23 protein-coding genes and 2 pseudogenes are annotated in these 18,066 nt (G+C 34.1%); 17 read left to right on the forward strand and 8 right to left on the reverse strand.

What is annotated here, in order from left to right:
- Window positions 1-14 precede the first annotated feature (14 nt).
- The 3 genes from ABH961_RS15455 to ABH961_RS15465 form a co-directional block, all read right to left on the reverse strand.
- Window positions 15-509: a hypothetical protein gene (locus ABH961_RS15455; protein ID WP_141497565.1), complete on the reverse strand. Its 495-nt coding sequence runs from the start codon at window positions 507-509 to the stop codon at window positions 15-17.
- Window positions 510-598: 89 nt separating this feature from the next.
- The gene (locus ABH961_RS15460; RefSeq protein WP_000965807.1) at window positions 599-1,063 is read right to left on the reverse strand and encodes a DMT family transporter; all 465 of its coding nucleotides are present in this window, start codon (window positions 1,061-1,063) and stop codon (window positions 599-601) included.
- A 13-nt stretch (window positions 1,064-1,076) separates the two neighbouring features.
- The gene (locus ABH961_RS15465; protein ID WP_070168987.1) at window positions 1,077-1,523 is read right to left on the reverse strand and encodes a DMT family transporter; all 447 of its coding nucleotides are present in this window, start codon (window positions 1,521-1,523) and stop codon (window positions 1,077-1,079) included.
- Window positions 1,524-1,633: 110 nt separating this feature from the next.
- Between ABH961_RS15465 and yeiL the strand changes: the two genes are divergently transcribed.
- From yeiL to ABH961_RS15480, 3 genes and pseudogenes are all read left to right on the forward strand, one after another.
- Complete coding sequence (gene yeiL, locus ABH961_RS15470) at window positions 1,634-2,326, forward strand: transcriptional regulator YeiL (RefSeq protein ID WP_048544259.1); 693 nt, start codon at window positions 1,634-1,636, stop codon at window positions 2,324-2,326.
- Between the two features lie 13 nt (window positions 2,327-2,339).
- Window positions 2,340-2,692, forward strand: a pseudogene (locus ABH961_RS15475) (glyoxalase superfamily protein).
- Between the two features lie 524 nt (window positions 2,693-3,216).
- Window positions 3,217-3,465 (forward strand): hypothetical protein, encoded by a 249-nt coding sequence (locus ABH961_RS15480; protein ID WP_000666938.1) that lies wholly within the window; start codon window positions 3,217-3,219, stop codon window positions 3,463-3,465.
- Window positions 3,466-3,501: 36 nt separating this feature from the next.
- Here the strand turns inward: ABH961_RS15480 and ABH961_RS15485 are convergent, their stop codons facing one another.
- A complete protein-coding gene (locus tag ABH961_RS15485) occupies window positions 3,502-4,539 on the reverse strand; it encodes a serine hydrolase domain-containing protein (RefSeq protein ID WP_098078068.1) in 1,038 nt (345 codons plus the stop codon).
- Between the two features lie 111 nt (window positions 4,540-4,650).
- On the reverse strand, window positions 4,651-4,845 hold the full coding sequence (locus tag ABH961_RS15490) for a hypothetical protein (protein ID WP_098078071.1): 195 nt from the start codon (window positions 4,843-4,845) through the stop codon (window positions 4,651-4,653).
- 132 nt (window positions 4,846-4,977) lie between these two features.
- Here ABH961_RS15490 and ABH961_RS15495 point away from each other — a divergent pair, with 132 nt between their 5' ends.
- A complete protein-coding gene (locus ABH961_RS15495; protein ID WP_098078074.1) occupies window positions 4,978-5,259 on the forward strand; it encodes a hypothetical protein in 282 nt (93 codons plus the stop codon).
- A gap of 29 nt (window positions 5,260-5,288) precedes the next feature.
- Here ABH961_RS15495 and ABH961_RS15500 read toward each other — a convergent pair whose 3' ends face one another.
- Complete coding sequence (locus ABH961_RS15500) at window positions 5,289-5,579, reverse strand: DUF3784 domain-containing protein (protein WP_048543795.1); 291 nt, start codon at window positions 5,577-5,579, stop codon at window positions 5,289-5,291.
- A 111-nt stretch (window positions 5,580-5,690) separates the two neighbouring features.
- Between ABH961_RS15500 and ABH961_RS15505 the strand changes: the two genes are divergently transcribed.
- From ABH961_RS15505 to ABH961_RS15545, 9 genes and pseudogenes are all read left to right on the forward strand, one after another.
- Complete coding sequence (locus ABH961_RS15505; RefSeq protein WP_098642908.1) at window positions 5,691-5,972, forward strand: MazG nucleotide pyrophosphohydrolase domain-containing protein; 282 nt, start codon at window positions 5,691-5,693, stop codon at window positions 5,970-5,972.
- Between the two features lie 4 nt (window positions 5,973-5,976).
- Window positions 5,977-6,168, forward strand: a pseudogene (locus ABH961_RS15510) (GH25 family lysozyme); the annotation flags it as partial.
- Window positions 6,169-6,305: 137 nt separating this feature from the next.
- Window positions 6,306-7,079: a BcII family subclass B1 metallo-beta-lactamase gene (gene bla2, locus ABH961_RS15515; RefSeq protein WP_404519609.1), complete on the forward strand. Its 774-nt coding sequence runs from the start codon at window positions 6,306-6,308 to the stop codon at window positions 7,077-7,079.
- Window positions 7,080-7,822: 743 nt separating this feature from the next.
- The gene (hcp, locus tag ABH961_RS15520; protein ID WP_098848102.1) at window positions 7,823-9,109 is read left to right on the forward strand and encodes a hydroxylamine reductase; all 1,287 of its coding nucleotides are present in this window, start codon (window positions 7,823-7,825) and stop codon (window positions 9,107-9,109) included.
- Window positions 9,110-9,380: 271 nt separating this feature from the next.
- Window positions 9,381-9,812, forward strand: coding sequence for a bleomycin resistance protein (locus ABH961_RS15525; RefSeq protein ID WP_098078080.1), 432 nt, complete (start codon window positions 9,381-9,383; stop codon window positions 9,810-9,812).
- 501 nt (window positions 9,813-10,313) lie between these two features.
- The gene (locus ABH961_RS15530; RefSeq protein ID WP_048543787.1) at window positions 10,314-10,634 is read left to right on the forward strand and encodes a PadR family transcriptional regulator; all 321 of its coding nucleotides are present in this window, start codon (window positions 10,314-10,316) and stop codon (window positions 10,632-10,634) included.
- A gap of 75 nt (window positions 10,635-10,709) precedes the next feature.
- Window positions 10,710-11,051, forward strand: coding sequence for a DUF1048 domain-containing protein (locus tag ABH961_RS15535; protein ID WP_000891990.1), 342 nt, complete (start codon window positions 10,710-10,712; stop codon window positions 11,049-11,051).
- A gap of 155 nt (window positions 11,052-11,206) precedes the next feature.
- A complete protein-coding gene (locus tag ABH961_RS15540) occupies window positions 11,207-11,968 on the forward strand; it encodes an ABC transporter ATP-binding protein (protein ID WP_046954684.1) in 762 nt (253 codons plus the stop codon).
- Entirely contained in the window at window positions 11,969-12,718 is a 750-nt protein-coding gene (locus tag ABH961_RS15545) for an ABC transporter permease (protein ID WP_098078082.1), read from the forward strand.
- A 150-nt stretch (window positions 12,719-12,868) separates the two neighbouring features.
- On the opposite strand, the gene ABH961_RS15550 is transcribed toward ABH961_RS15545, so the two are convergent.
- Window positions 12,869-13,828 (reverse strand): helix-turn-helix transcriptional regulator, encoded by a 960-nt coding sequence (locus ABH961_RS15550; protein WP_404519612.1) that lies wholly within the window; start codon window positions 13,826-13,828, stop codon window positions 12,869-12,871.
- A gap of 110 nt (window positions 13,829-13,938) precedes the next feature.
- Here ABH961_RS15550 and ABH961_RS15555 point away from each other — a divergent pair, with 110 nt between their 5' ends.
- From ABH961_RS15555 to ABH961_RS15565, 3 genes are all read left to right on the forward strand, one after another.
- A complete protein-coding gene (locus ABH961_RS15555) occupies window positions 13,939-14,418 on the forward strand; it encodes a GyrI-like domain-containing protein (RefSeq protein WP_098124466.1) in 480 nt (159 codons plus the stop codon).
- Window positions 14,419-14,564: 146 nt separating this feature from the next.
- The gene (locus ABH961_RS15560; protein WP_098078091.1) at window positions 14,565-14,822 is read left to right on the forward strand and encodes a DUF3963 domain-containing protein; all 258 of its coding nucleotides are present in this window, start codon (window positions 14,565-14,567) and stop codon (window positions 14,820-14,822) included.
- Window positions 14,823-14,974: 152 nt separating this feature from the next.
- Entirely contained in the window at window positions 14,975-15,607 is a 633-nt protein-coding gene (locus ABH961_RS15565) for a LysE family translocator (protein ID WP_098642176.1), read from the forward strand.
- A gap of 243 nt (window positions 15,608-15,850) precedes the next feature.
- Here the strand turns inward: ABH961_RS15565 and ABH961_RS15570 are convergent, their stop codons facing one another.
- Window positions 15,851-16,441, reverse strand: a complete 591-nt coding sequence (locus ABH961_RS15570; protein WP_048543775.1) for a TetR/AcrR family transcriptional regulator — start codon at window positions 16,439-16,441, stop codon at window positions 15,851-15,853.
- 629 nt (window positions 16,442-17,070) lie between these two features.
- Here ABH961_RS15570 and ABH961_RS15575 point away from each other — a divergent pair.
- Window positions 17,071-17,724, forward strand: coding sequence for a CPBP family intramembrane glutamic endopeptidase (locus ABH961_RS15575; protein ID WP_048543773.1), 654 nt, complete (start codon window positions 17,071-17,073; stop codon window positions 17,722-17,724).
- Window positions 17,725-18,066: the final 342 nt, after the last annotated feature.

Here is an 18,066-nt window from a genome sequence, read left to right on the forward strand (position 1 = left end):
CATGACTTTTTCGTTTAAATAATTTTTTTGAATAAGTTATAAACTTTTTTAGAACTATCTTCATTTAATTGATAGTACGTAAGGTTTACATCATCAGGAGTATCTTGCTGAGCAATCATCACTTCGTTACTGTGATGGTCAACTACCCATATAAAATATTTTTTATAAGTTCCATCCTCGAAAGTAATCCACATATCACAGTCTATTAAATCTGATCCTTCTTCATCTAATGTTAATTTCCCTTTTTTGGCGGTATCCATACTGTTAATGAATGTTTTTAATTCATCTGTTTTTGTGAGAAACATATCCTTTTTTGTTTTAATTGACTCGACATGTATATCTTTTATTTCCTGTTTTCCTAAAAAGACAGGGGGCTCATTTGGATCTCTTTGAGTTGAAATGATAGTAGCTTTCTTCTTTGGTTTATTTGCTGTATAGAAATCTTGAATAGATTTCCCAGAGTTGAAACACCATGCGATTCCAAAAATAATCAATGCACTACCTAGCAGTAAAATGATTTTTTTAATAGAATATTCTCCTCTCTATCACTTCGTATGAAGAGCTTTTCTATTAATATATGATAGGGAAGCGTAAAGTATTATAATTGAACTTGGTTATTCTGCACAGTTTTAACAGGACGATCTACGAGTAAATTGTAAGTGAGTCCGATTAGTACGAAAATGCCACCGACAACCTTTCCTATAGAGAGTTCGTGTGACAAGATGAAATCAATGATAGTCCCCGCAAATAATTGTCCGATAAAGATGAGTAACGTTAAATAAAATGCTGATATTTTAGGTGTAATATAGTTCGATAACGAGATGACGATAACGCCTACTAATCCGCCTAAGTAAACAGCGATAGGAATAGATTGCAACGTATGACTAGGAATGTACATTGAATCTGAACTGAAAATTAAAAATAACATAGAGAAAAATAATCCAGTAATATAATTAAAAAACGTACCTTCCCAATTACCGATTTTCGCTGCTAAATTTGCGTTAATAATTCTAGCAACAACGATAGAAACACCAGCTAAAATAGCGATAGTAATATATAACATTTTCTTGCCCCCATTAATAAATTGTCATGATTATAATTCCGGAAGAGATGAAACATAATCCAATTAGTTTTTTCTTTTCAAACTTTGCAACTTTCATTCCTAATAAGCCGAAATGATCAATAACGATGGAAGCAATGGATTGACCAAGTAAACTTAATGCGATCGTAATAGAGGCACCAAGGACGGAGAAACTTATATTATTAAAAAGGACAGTGAATACCCCAATCGCTCCAGCGCTATATAAAAAAAGTGGAATGCTTTTATCAAAATAAATTTTATTTTTGTTTATGATTAAAACGAAAATAACTGCAATTAAACCGACAAGGTGAATGACAACGCTTGCTGTATACTTGCCAATTAATTCAGATAAAATCCCATTCAATGGAAGCATAACGGCGATGAGCACACCAATAAAGACAGAAAGAAAGTTGTACAATGTAATATCCCCTTTAATTTTCATATTTGTAATGACTGTATCATGCTGAAATTGTGAATTACTATGACATATGTCATAGTGGAAGGGGAAAATTTTGATTACAATGGGGAGTAGTTGTAAAGGCGGGGGGAACTATGAAGAAAATATGTAATTCTATTAAATTAACAAATTATATGAAAGAAAATAATATTGACTCCTTTTTTAGTAATGATATGAAACCGTATATGGAACTAATATTTTTTAAAAAGAATGAGTTTATTTGTAGAGAGAATGAAGAGATAGATTATTTATTTTTTTTCGTTGAAGGAAAAGCGAAAGCGTTTAATACATTAAGTAACGGGAAATCTGTATTGTTATGCTTTTATGATAGTTTGCAGCTGTTAGGAGATGTGGAGTTAATTCATTCTCAAAAGACAGCTTCAAACGTACAAGTGATGGCAGATTCATATTGTGTTGGTTTACCTTTAGGGAAAGTGAGAAATCAACTATTTCATGATGCGAAATTTTTACGGTGTATTTGCGGATCATTAGCACATAAGTTAAATCGGCTTTCAAAAAATAGTACAATTAATTTACTATATCCACTTGAAAATAGACTTGCGAGTTACATGTTAGCAGCAGGGGAACGAGCGGTGCAGCATGGAAATAGAATTGTATTTAGTGGGAATTTAACGGAAACAGCGGAATTGTTAGGAACGAGTTATCGTCATCTATTACGTACATTAAATATTTTTTGTGATAAAGAGATTATAAAGAAGAACAATGGTTGCTTTGAAGTAGTAAATGTGGATGTTTTGAGGGAATTGGCGGCAGATGTTTATAAATAGGAGAGAATTATAAATGATTACACCTATATTTAGAGTTTTTGATATTGAAAAGGCTCAGTTATTTTATTTAAATTTTTTAGGATTTAACTGGATTGGGAACATCGGTATGAGGAAAATATGCCATTATATATGCAAATTTCGTTACACGATGCTGTCATACATTTATCAGAGCATCATGGGGATGCTTCGCCAGGTGGTGCGATTCGCGTGAAAATAGAGGGGTTAAAAAGTTATTATACTAGTTTATCAAGTAAAGATTATGCCTATGCAAAACCTGATATAGAGAGCACACCGTGGGATACAATGGAATTAACTGTGATTGATCCGTTTTTTAATAGAATTATATTTTATGAGGAGAGGGTTTAGGATTAGCACTACTAAGCCTTTATTAGATTGACCTGGTGAGTTAATGGCTTGGCGAATAAAATAATGAACTACTCGTGGAGATATGGAGCAAAAAAATAGATCAGTAGCAGCGACTACTGATCATCCATATGTACATGAATTAGGAGAGGTCAAACATTTATTAACTTAATTATAATAGATTTTTATAAGAATAAAAACTGAAAATTCTAATTTTATGTTGAGAAAGTTTTTTGTATCGAAATATATAAAAGAATAGGGGGTTTTTAGTAAAAGGAAATATGATATTTATCCCGCATTAACGGGCAGTAAGACCCCTACCTCAAAATCCAGCGAAAGCAAAGAAGTTAGGTGGGGATCAACTGCCCGTAAAAGCTCGATTGGTTCAACTAATAATCAGTGGGGGATGAACAAAACCCCCACTGATTAAAGTTTCACTTTATATTTTAATAAATTATGATATAGTTTATAAAGAATAGATTACATAAAATGTTATTTTATTACATATAAAGTAAGGGGGAATGGTTGTGAAGTTTGATGATCAACGCCTACTAGGAGTACGATTAGGTTCTATACTTGTAACAGAGGAGAATCAATATTTAGTAATTAAGAAAAAAGATCATTATGCACTTTTAAATATACATAATTTAGAATGCACACATGTTGAAGTGCAGCTAGAACATATTGAAGAAATGTTGCAGGAAGATTTCCAAGAAAGTATAACAGAGATTATCGCACCAGAACATATAAAAATTGTTGCGAAAAATGTAATATAAGTAAAGAAGCTGGAAGGAACAGCTTCTTTACTTATATTATAAGGATAACGTTTTTAAGACGTCACCAATAATCCCTTCCATTTGATGAACGCCTACGTCAGTGTTCGTCATAATAACAGCACCATTACCTCGGTATGGATAGCATATCAGCATGCATTGAAATCCCACGCCCCATCCAAGTGAATGCATTTGTAAGTCTTCGTTAGAATCATTTAGAAAGATACCTAATCCAGTCCATTTTGAGCAACCTTGAGGAGAAAGCATATCTTGTATTAATTTTTGAGAAAGTTTTAGTTTGCCCTTTCCTTGTAAGGAATGAATGATTTCGATAACTAAAGCTGATAAGTCTGTTGGTGTTGTCCAAATACCTGAAGCAGCTGCGAATGGATAAAATGGATATTTTTCATCTGTGACAATCCCATCCTTATTATGTCCACAAGCAAAGGCCTCTATTTTACTTATATCTTCAGGAGGGAATAGCATACTATTTTTCAGTTGCAGTGGCTGAAAGATATATTCTTCAAGTAAAAGGTTAAATGGTTTTCCAGTTATATCTTCAAGTAGTAATTCGATAATACAAAAGTTTGCATCAGAGTAGTGAAATTCATTTTCTGATTTATAAGTTATTTCTATCGGTACTGAACAATATGATGTTTTACCAGCAAGGATTTCGGACATGTTTGGTCGCCCTTGTGCAAGTGTATAATGCTCAAAACTATTAGGAGGATCAATAATTCCAGATTGGTGACTTAATAAATTTCGTAATGTAACTTTTTTCTGTGAGGTAAATAGATTGGTAGGTATGTTCCAAGATGTAAGTCTATCATTTACGTCTTCATCTAAATATATGATTTCTTGATCTGATAACGTTAGTACGAGCATTGTAGTGATGAATTTACTAATTGAACAAGAGTTGAATATAGAATTCGTAGTGACAGTTCTAGTTGTTCCAGATTCAAGTGTTCCAAAAGCAGCGACTTTGTCTAGTGTACCATCACGTATAACGGCAAGGCTTAAACCTGCAACGGAATATTGGTTCATTTTCTCGTATATAGTGTTACTTTTTAAGTTCATAGTGACTCCTTTCTTTAAAAAGACAGAATGTTAGTTCTATTGTATAGTAATAAATAGAGAGAATGAGAGAAAAAGAAAAAACTTCATCTTTTATCGATGAAGTTCTTTTAGTTAATTCGAAGTGAATACTTTAAAAAATTTGTCTCGGTACATGTACATAAGCCATGAAGTTGTTAGTAAGGAAATAATGCTTACTTTGTTTTTAATTGGCGCATTGAAAACAAGCCAGCCAACGATATCAAATAATACATGTAGTGCAATTGAAAGAACTACAAATTGTAGTAACGTATTTAAAAATCTTTTCATAAAGTGTCCCCCTAAAATAAAAGGTTTTATCAACAGTGTTGTATATTACTATTATACATTAAATGTGTTTCGTGGTAAAATTTACATAAGATAGTGAAATAAAACAAATGAAGGCTAATAGGGGGGATAGTCATGGGATTTTGGATGATCATACCGATAGCGGTCTTTGGGTTTATTTATATTGTTGAGAAATTAAATAAAATCGAAAAGAAAACGGATGCACGTTTAAAGAGGATGGAAGATAGATTACAGCTAATTACGAAAGAAATGGGAATTATAGATAGAGAACCTGAAATTAATAAAGGGTTACGCCAGCTTATGGAAGAAGGAAAAACAGTTACAGCAGTTAAGAGAGTAAGAGAGGCTTTTGGGTTTTCTTTACTAGAAGCGAAGCAATATGTTGATAAATTATAAAAAAGATCATCCATTTGGGTGATCTTTTTTCAATGCACCATGCGTGTATTTACATAAGCAGCGATTATAACGTGGCCAATTATAATGATAGGAAATAAGATTTTGACATTAGGAGTAGTGAAGACACTACCAATTGTGGCAATAGCACCGGCAGTTAAATTATAAAGACCAACTATTTTTGATAACTTACCTTTATCTGGCACACGGCGTTCGTTGAATCCTGATAAGAGCCAAGTGTATTGTTTAACTCCGATGAAATAGGCTAGTGCAAATGAAATAATTGCTAGTATGAATAATGATGGGGAAGCGAAGAGGGTCATTGAAAACACCTCCGTTAAAGGGTTATAAATAAATTATAGTATGAATGTTATAATTTAACAAAATATAAGTGTAATAGAAAACAGAGTATTTATCATGAAGGGAGATTAAGTATGAATATTGTGGAATTCCAGAGATATGTATTAAATTTCAGTAAAGAAAAAGGATTTCAAGATACAACAATTGAAGAGCGTACGATGTATGCGATGGCGGAATTAGGTGAATTAGCGGAAGTTATATTAAAGCGTGATAAAATACAAGATTCGAAAAGAGAGATTGGTTTAGAAATGTTTGATGTCATTTGGAATGTATGTGACTTAGCAAATAAGTTAGAAATTGATTTAGAGAAGGCATTTGAAGAAAAAATGAGGATTAATAAAAAACGTGAATGGTAATGAGTATCCCCAATGTGATATATGGATTTGTAGTGTCTTTACAAAACCAAGTTTATCAGATGAGAGAAAATGGATGTTTTGGCAATACACGAACCGCGGGAGATTAAATGGTTATAATGGAAAAGAGAAGTATATTGATTTGAATGTATTTTATGGTAACGAGGAAGAGTTTGAGAATTATGGAATAAAAGGTTAAGTTTTAAAGCGTACAAAATTTTGTACGCTTTTTTTTGTTACTTACATAAAATATGCAAGTAAAGATGGAACAAACATATAAGATGAATTGTCTATTATAAGTAATAACTATTTCGTTTGAAAGAAAGGGTGGAGAAAATGAAAAAGAATACATTATTAAAATTAGGGGTATGTGTTAGTTTACTAGGAATAACTCAATTTGTTAGTACAGTTTCTTCTGTACAAGCGGAACAAAAGCTAGAGCAAAAAATAATAAAAAATGAGGCAGGAACTATTTCAATTTCTCAGTTAAACAAAAATGTATGGGTTCATACGGAGTTAGGTTATTTTAACGGAGAAGCAGTTCCTTCGAACGGGCTAGTTCTTACTACTTCTAAAGGATTAGTACTTGTCGATTCTTCTTGGGATGATAAGTTAACGAAGGAATTAATAGAGATGGTAGAAAAGAAATTTAAGAAGCGCGTAACAGATGTCATTATTACACATGCACACGCTGATCGTATTGGCGGAATTAAAACATTGAAAGAAAGAGGCATTAAAGCGCATAGTACGGCATTGACTGCAGAACTAGCAAAGAAAAGTGGATATGAAGAACCACTTGGAGATTTACAAACGATTACGAATTTGAAGTTTGGAAATATGAAAGTAGAAACATTTTACCCAGGGAAAGGACATACAGAAGATAATATCGTCGTATGGTTACCACAATACAACATTTTAGCTGGAGGCTGTTTAGTGAAATCTGCGGAAGCTAAAGATTTAGGGAACGTTGCTGATGCCTATGTAAATGAATGGTCCGCATCGATTGAGAATGTGCTGAAGCGATATGGAAACATCAATTCAGTAGTGCCTGGTCATGGGGAAGTAGGGGACAAAGGATTGCTTTTACATACATTGGATTTGTTGAAATAAGAAACTGTGGAAATATAAAAGCGAGGAGAAACAATTTTCTCCTCGCTTTCTTCTAGCTATATTTAAATGCGAAGCCATCAATTATGCCTGCATACGTTACTGAGATTTTAATTCCAAGTATACAAATACCAGTACCGTCATAATTGCTATAACAACATAAGTAATATCGAGCATTATAAGTGTTTTTAAAGTTTCAGTCATCCTCATTCACCCCTGGTATGAAAATATAACATAATCTCTTATCAATCAGATCAGAGATTATAAAGATAACAATGTACATGAAATTTCTTAAGTAGTGTCTATATAAATATATCATATAAATAATGTAAGTAATGTTAAGATAGTGTAAATGTATTGTAAATAAAGTGATTTTTCATAAAATATTTAATCAAAAAATTGATAGTTCTTCAAAATGAAAAGAAGCTATTCTTTCTGTTGCATAATAAAAAGAAAGAATAGCGTTTTTATATGTCTATTTCTGTTTGCTTAAGAGATTTATAGTACGAAATTGTTCTTTCGTACTATGAACTAGAAAGTTAAATATGTGATTCAGCAATAGTCTAGCTATTTGAAAACTTGAACAACAGGGGTATGTAATGTTTTTTTTGTCAATAAAAATATTATGTAAACAATATAAGTTGTCACAAATTTATACATATTATTGTGATTGATATCACATCCCTTTTTCTCAATGGGTATTATGCTTAGGTTGTAAGAAATGATTGGGAGAGGGTGGGATGATCATGTTTTGTTATCAATGTGAACAAACGCAAACAGGTGGATGTAAAGTGATGGGTGTTTGCGGTAAAAATGAAACAATTGCAAGTTTACAAGATACGATTGTGTTTGGGCTAAAAGGAATTGCAGCTTATCGTACGCATGCTGCTCAGCTAGGGTATACTGATACATTTGTAGATGCTACGACGCAAGAAGCACTGTATATGACATTAACAAATTCTAACTTTAATGAACAAGAACATATTGATATGGCTATGAAAGTAGGGAAATCGGCTTTACGAGTAATGGGGTTGTTAGATGAGGCACATACGAATCGCTTCGGTGTTCCAGAACCTGTTCAAATTACGCAAAACCATGTGGAAGGTAAGGCAATTGTAGTTACTGGTCATAATTTATTTGCGTTAGAAGAATTATTAAAACAAACAGAAGGAAAAGAAATTAATATTTATACACACTCTGAAATGTTACCAGCACACGGTTATCCGCAGCTGAAAAAATATAAACATTTAAAAGGAAACATCGGTAAGGCATGGTATGATCAACGACGTCTTTTTGAAAAATTTACAGGTGCTATATTAGCGACAACGAACTGTGTTATGCCAATTAAAGGGTCGTACTCTAATCGATTCTTTTCATATGATATTGCAGGTTTAGAGGGTGTACAAAAAATTGAAAATGATGATTTTGCACCATTGATTCAAAAAGCGCTAGAACTTCCAGAAGTACATATGGAGTCGGATGAACAGTTAGTAACAGGGTTCCATCATAATACAGTATTATCATTAGCTCCTGAAATTATTGAGGCAGTAAAAGAAGGAAAGATTAAGCGTTTCTTTGTCATCGAAGGTTGTGATGCACCAGGAAAAGGCGGAGAATATTATCGTGAATTAGCAACGTCACTTCCACCAGAAACAGTTATTTTAACGACTTCTTGCGGGAAATTCCGCTTTAATGATGTGGATTACGGTGTTGTACCTGGTACAAAGATTCCGCGTTACATTGACTTAGGGCAATGCAATAATTCAATTTCAACAGTGAAAATAGCAGCCGCTTTAGCAGATGCTTTTCAATGCGAAGTGAACGAACTGCCAGTTAGTATTGTCCTATCATGGTTTGAACAAAAAGCGGTTGCCATTTTACTTGGACTATTTAGTCTCGGTATTCAAGATATCCGCATCGGTCCAAAGGCGCCTGAATTTATTTCACCTGGCGTGCTTGATGTATTACAAGAAACATTCGGTTTAAAACTAATTACAACTGCAGCGGAAGATATGGATATAATGTTATCGTAACAAAAGGATGATCTGTCTTATTAAGAAGAAGAGCTAACCTATAGCGCTCCAAAACAAAAATGTAGAATATTTGTTTTGGGGTATTTTCTTTTCTTGGCGGGATAGGTATGTGGCGAAATTTCTTCAAAAAGAAAATTGGCTGTCTCTAATGTGTAGAGATAATAAAGTTGTTTACTTCTTATAGGACTAATGAAGTAGTTTAATGGAAGAAGTATTTATAGTAAGTGTTATAATATAATAATCAATAACTTAAGCAAAGGGGGAAGCTTTTTTGCACAAACTCAATGCATTAATACCAGAGCTATCAGTCTCAGATATGGAGCAAAGTTTAAATTTCTATTCGGAAATTCTCCTGTTTAAAATTGAATATCAAAGACCAGAGGATAAGTTTGCTTTACTGTCTTTAAATGAATGCCAGATTATGATTGAAGAAGTAAATGGTCATTGGAGTACTGGAGAGTTATCTTATCCCTACGGAAGAGGGATTAATTTTCAAATTATTATAAATGATATTGATCCACTATATGATAGTTTGAAAAAGAACGAGTATCCAATTAAATTTGATATTCAAGAGAATTGGTATAGAGCTGATACTAAATTAAAGGGACAAAAAGAATTTTTAATTATGGACCCTGATGGTTATCTATTAAGATTTGTTCAAAATTTAGGTGAAAAAGATGTTGAGGCAGATTCAGCTATGTAAGACAGGATGAAAATTTAGTGAATGGAGCAAGCTGCTTTTTTCAATAAGGGGCATTAGATGAAGAAGAATTGACCAATTTTATGATTTTTATAAATTACAGGCTACAACAATTAAATTTAGTAGGTGGTTATTACATTTTTTAGACTAAAATTAACCAACTTTATTGTCACTGAACATCTAATAGGTAATAGTTGATTTTAGAAAAATATAAAAATCGAGTTGACATTTACAACTACTTAGTCATACAATGTAGTTGTAATAGGTGATACAGAGTAGTGTTGTTTCTCGAAATATTTTTAGTAAACAATAGGTAATAGCGGATTTTAGAAAAATTTTGAAAATCAGTTGACATTCATCACTACTCAGTCATACAATGTAGTTGTAATAAGTAATACTGAATAGTATGTTTTTACTCAAAAGCTATTCAGTAAAAATTCACCTTAGTACTCTGTGATACTGAATATAAGTCAGACAGAATAGAGGGTAAAGGAGGATCAGGACATGGAAAATTTAACTGAAATGCTGAAAGGTTCACTGGAAGGGTGTGTGCTGGAAATCATTAGTCGCCGTGAAACGTATGGCTATGAGATTACCCGCCACCTGAATGATCTTGGGTTTACCGAAGTCGTAGAAGGGACGGTTTATACTATCCTCGTACGATTAGAAAAGAAAAAGCTTGTGAATATTGAAAAGAAACCATCAGATATGGGACCGCCTCGTAAGTTTTATTCATTAAATGAGGAGGGCCGTCAGGAGCTTGAATTGTTTTGGAAAAAATGGGATTTTGTATCTTCAAAAATTAACGTCTTGAAGTCAAACTAGCCTCATAATATAAAATGTTCCGGCTCATATTTGGAGAGTTTCTTGTTCTGCTTTATAAAAAAGGAGGAAAATAAGATGTTGGAAATGTTTAAAAAATTAATTGGTGATAAAAAAGAGTACAAAATGATGATGGCACGTGTTGGAGCACTGCCAGAAGACTATCAGTTTGTGTTTAAGAAAATTCAAAACTACATGTGGAATTTCTCGGCGGGTAATGGAATGGATATGCTGCACATACAGTATGAATTAATCGATTTGTTTGAAGCAGGTGCAGCGGAAGGGAGACAAGTGCTTGACATTACTGGGGAGGACGTGGCATCCTTTGCTGACGAACTAGTGGCAAACGCTAAAACGTATGTCTCCAAGTATCGTGAAGATTTGAATGAAAGTATTATGAAGAAATTGAGAAAAAAATAAATGCAATTAGTAATACCGACTGATTAGCTGGTTACAAATGTGAATTGCCGCCATCGCTATTCAGTTATATTTTTAAACCGGTACTAAGTAATACAGATTATCAGTGATACTAAATAGAGGGTGTATGTAATCTAATTTTATAAGGGGGAAAAAGTATGAGCAATGCAGCGATTTCTATAAAAGGGTTAAAAAAATCTTTTAAAGATAAAGAAGTCTTAAAGGGAGTGGATTTTGAGGTGCAGCGTGGTGAAATTTTCGCGCTGCTAGGCTCAAATGGAGCTGGAAAGACGACAACGGTCAATATTCTTTCGACGCTAATGAAACAAGATGATGGTGAAGTAAGTATTTGCGGTTTTGACGTCCAGCGACAACCAGATCATGTTCGTCAAAGCATCAGTTTGACAGGACAGTTCGCAGCTTTAGACGGCATGCTTACTGGAAGGGAAAACTTGATAATGATCGCTAAGTTACGTGGTGTTTCCAATCCGGCACAAGTTGCTGATAATCTACTTGCAAGATTTAGCCTGACTGATGCGGCCAACCAGAGGGCAGACCAGTATTCAGGCGGGATGAAGCGCCGACTTGATATCGCGATGAGTTTGATTGGGGCGCCAGCAGTTATTTTTCTAGACGAACCAACGACTGGACTTGATCCGGAAGCACGGATCGAAGTGTGGGATACAGTCAAGGAACTTGCCGGCAGCGGCACAACGATTTTGCTCACGACTCAGTACTTGGAGGAAGCAGAACAACTGGCGGACCGTATCGCTATTTTGCATGGCGGAAAAATTATTACGACAGGTACTCTTACTGAACTGAAAGAGATGTTCCCGCCAGCAAAAGTAGAGTATATCGAGAAGCAGCCGACGTTGGAAGAAATTTTCCTTGCGATTATCGGTAAAAAGGAGGAGATGTAAATGAAAAGCAAAACAGGGGTATTACTAGGGCGCTTAATGCGTAATATTATGCGTAGTCCGGATACAATTATTACAGTAGCGATTACACCGATTATGATGATGCTATTATTTGTTTACGTATTTGGCGGGGCTATAAAGACAGGAACGGATAACTACGTTAATTATTTATTGCCGGGAATTTTGTTAATGGCTATCGCATCCGGTGTAGCTTATACTTCTGTACGATTATTTACGGATGTAAAGAGTGGGCTGATGGCACGTTTCATTACGATGCCTATTAAGCGCTCATCAATATTGTGGGCTCACGTTTTAACTTCTCTTGTTGCTAATGTACTTACTATCGTGGTGGTTATTCTTGTTGCGCTCTTAATGGGTTTTCATTCTAGTGCAAATATGCTAGATTGGCTTGCGGTAGCGGGAATACTGGGTATGTTTACGTTAGCGCTAACATGGCTAGCTATCATTCCAGGGCTGAAAGCGAAGTCTATGGAAGGAGCGACAGCTTACTCGTACCCACTAATTTTTCTTCCATTTATTAGTTCGGCCTTTGTACCTACTGAAACGATGCCTAAAATTGTTCGTGCGTTTGCTGAGAATCAGCCTGTAACTTCAATCGTGAATGCGATTCGCGCCCTATTATATGAAGGGACTGTTGGCAACGATATTTGGACTGCACTTGCTTGGTGCGTGGGTATCATGATCATCTCTTACTTTTTCGCAAGTAAAGCATTTAAACGTCAGTTAGGGTAAGTGAATTAAGTCATCCGAAATTATATATATTTTTGAAAAAGCACGGGAAGGTTTTCCGTGCTTTTATTATGTATTGTGCTCTCATGGTAAAAAATATGGGCAACTGGTAACGAATTAAACTCAATATTTTTGGGTTTAAGCGATCACTGCTTATGGAGAATATAAACATAACCGCTCTTGTAAATCGTTTAATATTTCTTCAGGCATTCCCTTGATTGTAATATCTTTCCCTAGGAAAAGTAACCAATTTGTTATCTCTGTCACTTCATCGGAATTGTGAACATCGATAAATGTTTTTAAAATGGCTGTGGATTGGTAAGGATTTGTATAAGAAATAGAAACTTTGAAAGGATGGTATTTTTTGTACTGGGCAATCGCTTTTGGACCAAGTTCAAGTACAAGGTTAATTGTTTCGTCCTTCCTACTGAGTTTTTCTAAAATCTGTTTCTTATTTAACCTCTTTTTCGTCGTGTACGGCTCGATATTGACGAGGTCATCGACAGGGAACAGTAGTTTCTTTTCTTCTTTTAAGTCAAACCCTTCAATGATCCAATGGCTTTTTTCTTGATAAAGGTGTAATAGGTAAATTGGATAAGACTTGATTTTTTCTTCCTTGACAGTAATCAATAAATGTCTATCCAAAAGAAGGATTTGAATGAGTTTTTCTAACATCGGATGGGGGAGGTCAGAAAGCTCAAGTAGATCGGGATTATGAGGGTTAGTCCCTTCAAAAAGCAAGATTTGATTTAAAAGAACGAGGTCATCTTGCTGAGTTTCTGAGATGAGTCCTAATAGTTTTTCAGCTAAAGATTGCCGACTTTTTAAATAGGGAAGTTGCTGATTTCTCGTAGCCATAAAGGCAATAAAAAGGGCTTTCACTTCATTATCAGTAAAGCGAACAACGGGCAGGATAGAATTATGCATAACAAAATATCCCCCAGTTCTCCCAACTTCAGCAACAAGTGGCATGCCCATAGCTTCAATGTCTCTAATGTCTCTAATAGCTGTCGATCGTGATATGTTAAATTCTCGTATGATTTCAGAAATTGTAAAGTGGGAGCGGTTGTTGATATACCTCATAATTGTATTAATCCGTTCAACTTTTTTCATTGGAGTCTCCTAAACAGTATCATTTTTTGACATGATTTAAAGATATTATAAACTTATCAGATGAAAAGATAAATCATTTGATTCATTTTAAAAAAAGGAAGGTTTTGAATATGAAAAATTATACGATTGAAGAAAAAGATAGCTTTATTGTGCTAGGAATTGGAACTGAAATTAAGAGTGACTATACAAACTTTGCTGGAATAAATAAAGAAAAGGAAGATTTTTGGTCTGCTGTTAAAGAAGATGGAAGGCTGGATACTTTAAAAGCTCTAGCTACAAACGAATACATTTTTTCTGTGAGCGAAGCAGTGAATAACAAGATGATGTATTATGCTGGTGTCTTGACAGAGGCACAAATAGAAGAAGAATCTAGAGTGATCCAGTTTCCGAGGGGAGAATACTTAGTAGTGAAAGGGGAAGACAAAACGGCTGAAGAGCTAAGTAATAAGCTGACTGGCATCGCCTTCGGTCAAGCTTTACCAGATGCGAAAGATTTTGCTTATGTTGGTGGGCCAAATACAACAGTTGAGATGGGGCAAAGAGACGGCTTAGTATTTGGTGAAATGTGGATCCCGGTTGTTAGGAAGTAAAGTGATAAAAGGTACGAATATGGAAAGTAGAGGCTAACAATCTTGAATTGTTAGCCTTTTTGACATGAATATAATATTCATATACTGCTACACATTATGTTCTGCTAAAATAGAATAAAAGGGAATTATTGTAAGGTGGTGGCGGGGTGAATAAAAAAAGGATATTTGAGCTATTCATGGTAGCGTTTGTTTTTCTATTCCTTCATGTAAGCACATATACCAATGAAAAATTTAACGATAAATTGGGTTCCTTTACTTTCATTGTTCTACTTCTTATGGTTTATATTTACGCTTTATTTATAGAGCGGTATTTTGAGGATATACAAAAGTGGGTTCGAAATATCACAATTTGTTTTGCTTTATTAGTAGTTGCTGTAGTATCACTATGGATAGGTTATTTTTAAAGCTCTCTTTAAGAGCAGGAGAAGTATATGATTACCATACATTCGATCCGATCATATTCTTTAGCTGCAGCGGCTTATATTAATCTTTTCTCTCCTTAATCATGATAAAATGTACAATAGGAAATTTTTTGTAACATAAAGGGGGAAGGGTTATGGTCAGCTTTAGTACTTTGTTAGCTTTTGCAATTGTTTCACTTAGCATGGTTTGTTCGCCTGGGCCTAATATGATGTATCTCATTTCTCGTTCCATTACGCAAGGGCGCATGGCAGGATTTATTTCTCTCTTAGGCATTATGCTCGGATTTGTAATTTATATAATCGCAACAATGTTCGGACTTACAGTTCTATTCCTTGCAGTACCCGCTGTCTACGAAGCAGTCAAATGGGCAGGTGCTGCTTACTTGCTTTGGCTCGCCTGGAATTCGATAAAACCGGGTGCTACTTCTAGTATGGAACCTCGTACTATTTCTAATGAGCCACCACGGAAATTATTTATAATGGGACTTATGACAAATCTTCTAAATCCAAAGATTGCTATTTTGTATGTGTCACTGTTACCTCAATTTGAAGATCCTGAGAAGGGATCGTTGCTTATACAAGGTGCAGTTTTAGGCTTTACGCAAATCACTGTTAGCTTTATAATCAACCTTCTAATTGTGTTTACAGCAAGTAAAATTGCTACATGGTTTGGCACACGTCCAACGTGGCTACGAGTGCAGCGTTGGCTTATGGCAAGTGTATTAACGGGGCTTGCTGTACGTCTTGCTTTTGAACGTCGACAGTAGGGGTATCTAAAAATTTGAAGGTCTTTTTTTAAAAGACAGGAATGCTGTTTTTTTATTTTAGGGGTAGGATAAAAAGGCGAGGTATGTGAAAAACAGGTTGGTTGTATGCCTAATATACAACGTCTAAAAAGCTCCCTTTGCTAAAAATTATTCACCCCTCACATAAATAGAAGATACTTTTTATGTGAGGGGTTTATTCAGTTTAAGCTATAAAAATTGAATGGAAGAAATACAAGTTCTCACTTATTTAGAATAAGAGAAAAGATGATGTTTTATTTGTTCAATAAAATACTGGTGGTGTATATTATCGTTAGATACTCGACTTGCCATAATAGCGCCCTCCATTGAAGATGTAAGAAAAGAAGCGAGCGATATAATGTCCATATCTTCTTTAAGTTCTTGTTTCTCTATTCCTTCTTTTATGAGAGAAGCCATTAACATTACTGTATCATCATAACCCTTTGCTGCTGCTTTTTGTAATTCTGGAAATACTCCTGTACTTTCAATTGCGCTATTAAGCAATGGACAGCCTCCAGCAATAGGGGGATTATTAGCTGCATCTTGATATATAAGGAAAATGGCAAGGATTTTATCGATTGCTGTCTTTTTATTTTCCATTGCTTTATGAAAATGCCCCCACATAATCTCACCACTTTTGTCGTAGGCAGCAAGGACAATTTCTTCTTTATTTTTGAATCTACGATAAATAGCTCCTTTAGATAGTTCAGTAGCTGTCATTATATCCTGGATGGATGTGTAAGTTATCCCATTAGTGTTAAATAAATATAAAGATGTTTCAATAATCTTTTCTTTTACCTTATCGACTTTAGTCATGCTTTGTGGCCCTCCTAATAAAACGAACTTAATATTTAAGATGATTTTTCTTGAATTTTTATTGTAAGTATAAATAAGCTTGAAGTAAAAACATTTTATTAATCCCTAACTTATAGGAACCTAAAACAATACAGTGTGAGGTTAATTAAAATATATTAGCTACATCATTCGTTTGAATTTTCTGTCAATTATAATGTGACCAATTGATTAATTCAGTCATATTATACAACTAATTTCACCTAAAATCATAGACGAAGTAAAAAATATCGTTAATTTTAATGTATAAACATATAACTATTATATCTAATTTTTATTAATAGGATTAGCTAAAGGGGGCGGGCTACTCCCACTTTCACTCCATTCCATAAACGATTAATCATTAACAATTATTGGAATTTGATTGTAAATAAGCAACTGAGAAAAAAATATATTTAGTTTTTAACATATTTTTTTGTTAATACTTTGTAAAAAGGGTTCAAAAAACTAGAAACATATAGTATTATTGAACACTGGAACAGAACGAACCGAACGGTTCGGTTCGTTAACTTGTATGAATATATTTGGAAGGAGAACTTTATGCAGAAAGAAAAATCAAAGATTGTAGCTAATTTAATTAGGGGAATAATAAAGTGAACTTTATAAACAAGAATAAAAAAGAACTTATTATGCTAGTAATTTTAACACTGTTCTTACCATTTCAAATTGGTTTGTTCATATTATTTGGCATATCACTTTTAACTAACTACAATTTAGTTGAATCAGAATTTGCCCTTGGTGCCATCGGTTTTACTGTACCTGCTATTGTTGGAATAATTTTATTTAAGAACGAAATTATTGAGAGTTTTGCATATTTTAAAGAGAAGACAATTTTGAAAGTAGTAAGTGTTCCTCTGTTGGTTCTACTTATGGTAATTATAGAACAGGCTGTTATGCGTTTTCTAGCAACTGATCAGCCAGAGAACCAAGACCAGCTCCTTGAAGCAGGTGCGGGGGCACCTCTTATATTCACATTGCTTGTATTTGGTATTCTGGGTCCAATACTTGAAGAAATTGTGTTTCGTCATATTTTAATAAATCGCTTTTCGCATTATATTGGTACTACTATTGCATCTATCATTTCAATTATAATTTTTACACTTCTTCATACGAACCAGCTTTCGGATATTGCTATCTATTTACCAGGATCGGTAATACTTACTATTGCTTATCTGATTTCTAAAAGATCCCTTGCATATGTTATGGCGATACATGTGTTAAACAATTGCCTTGGTTTCATTCTGTAAGAAATTAAACTTAGCTCTGTTACGAAGTTGAAAACTAGATACAGATATTGATAAATGAGGAGTACAATTTAGACAGTGATTTATGATTCATGTAATTCCTTGTACTTCAAAAAACCACAGTTTTGGTGTGAACTGTGGTTTTTTTATATAAGGGCCCAACATATCGCCATCAAGCTTAAAGAACGATTTATCCCCAAACAATAAATACGAACAACATGCATAAAATTTTCGTTCAGGAGGTGGTATGAGATTTTGATTTGATGGAGATTTGACGCTACCCCATCGCTATCAAGCTAAGCTTATGCAAAGTCAATTTTAGGCGAGATTGTTTCTTTTTCTAAA

Source organism: Bacillus sp. RC251 (genome assembly GCF_044908765.1).
Classification (GTDB): Bacteria; Bacillota; Bacilli; order Bacillales; family Bacillaceae_G; genus Bacillus_A; species Bacillus_A wiedmannii.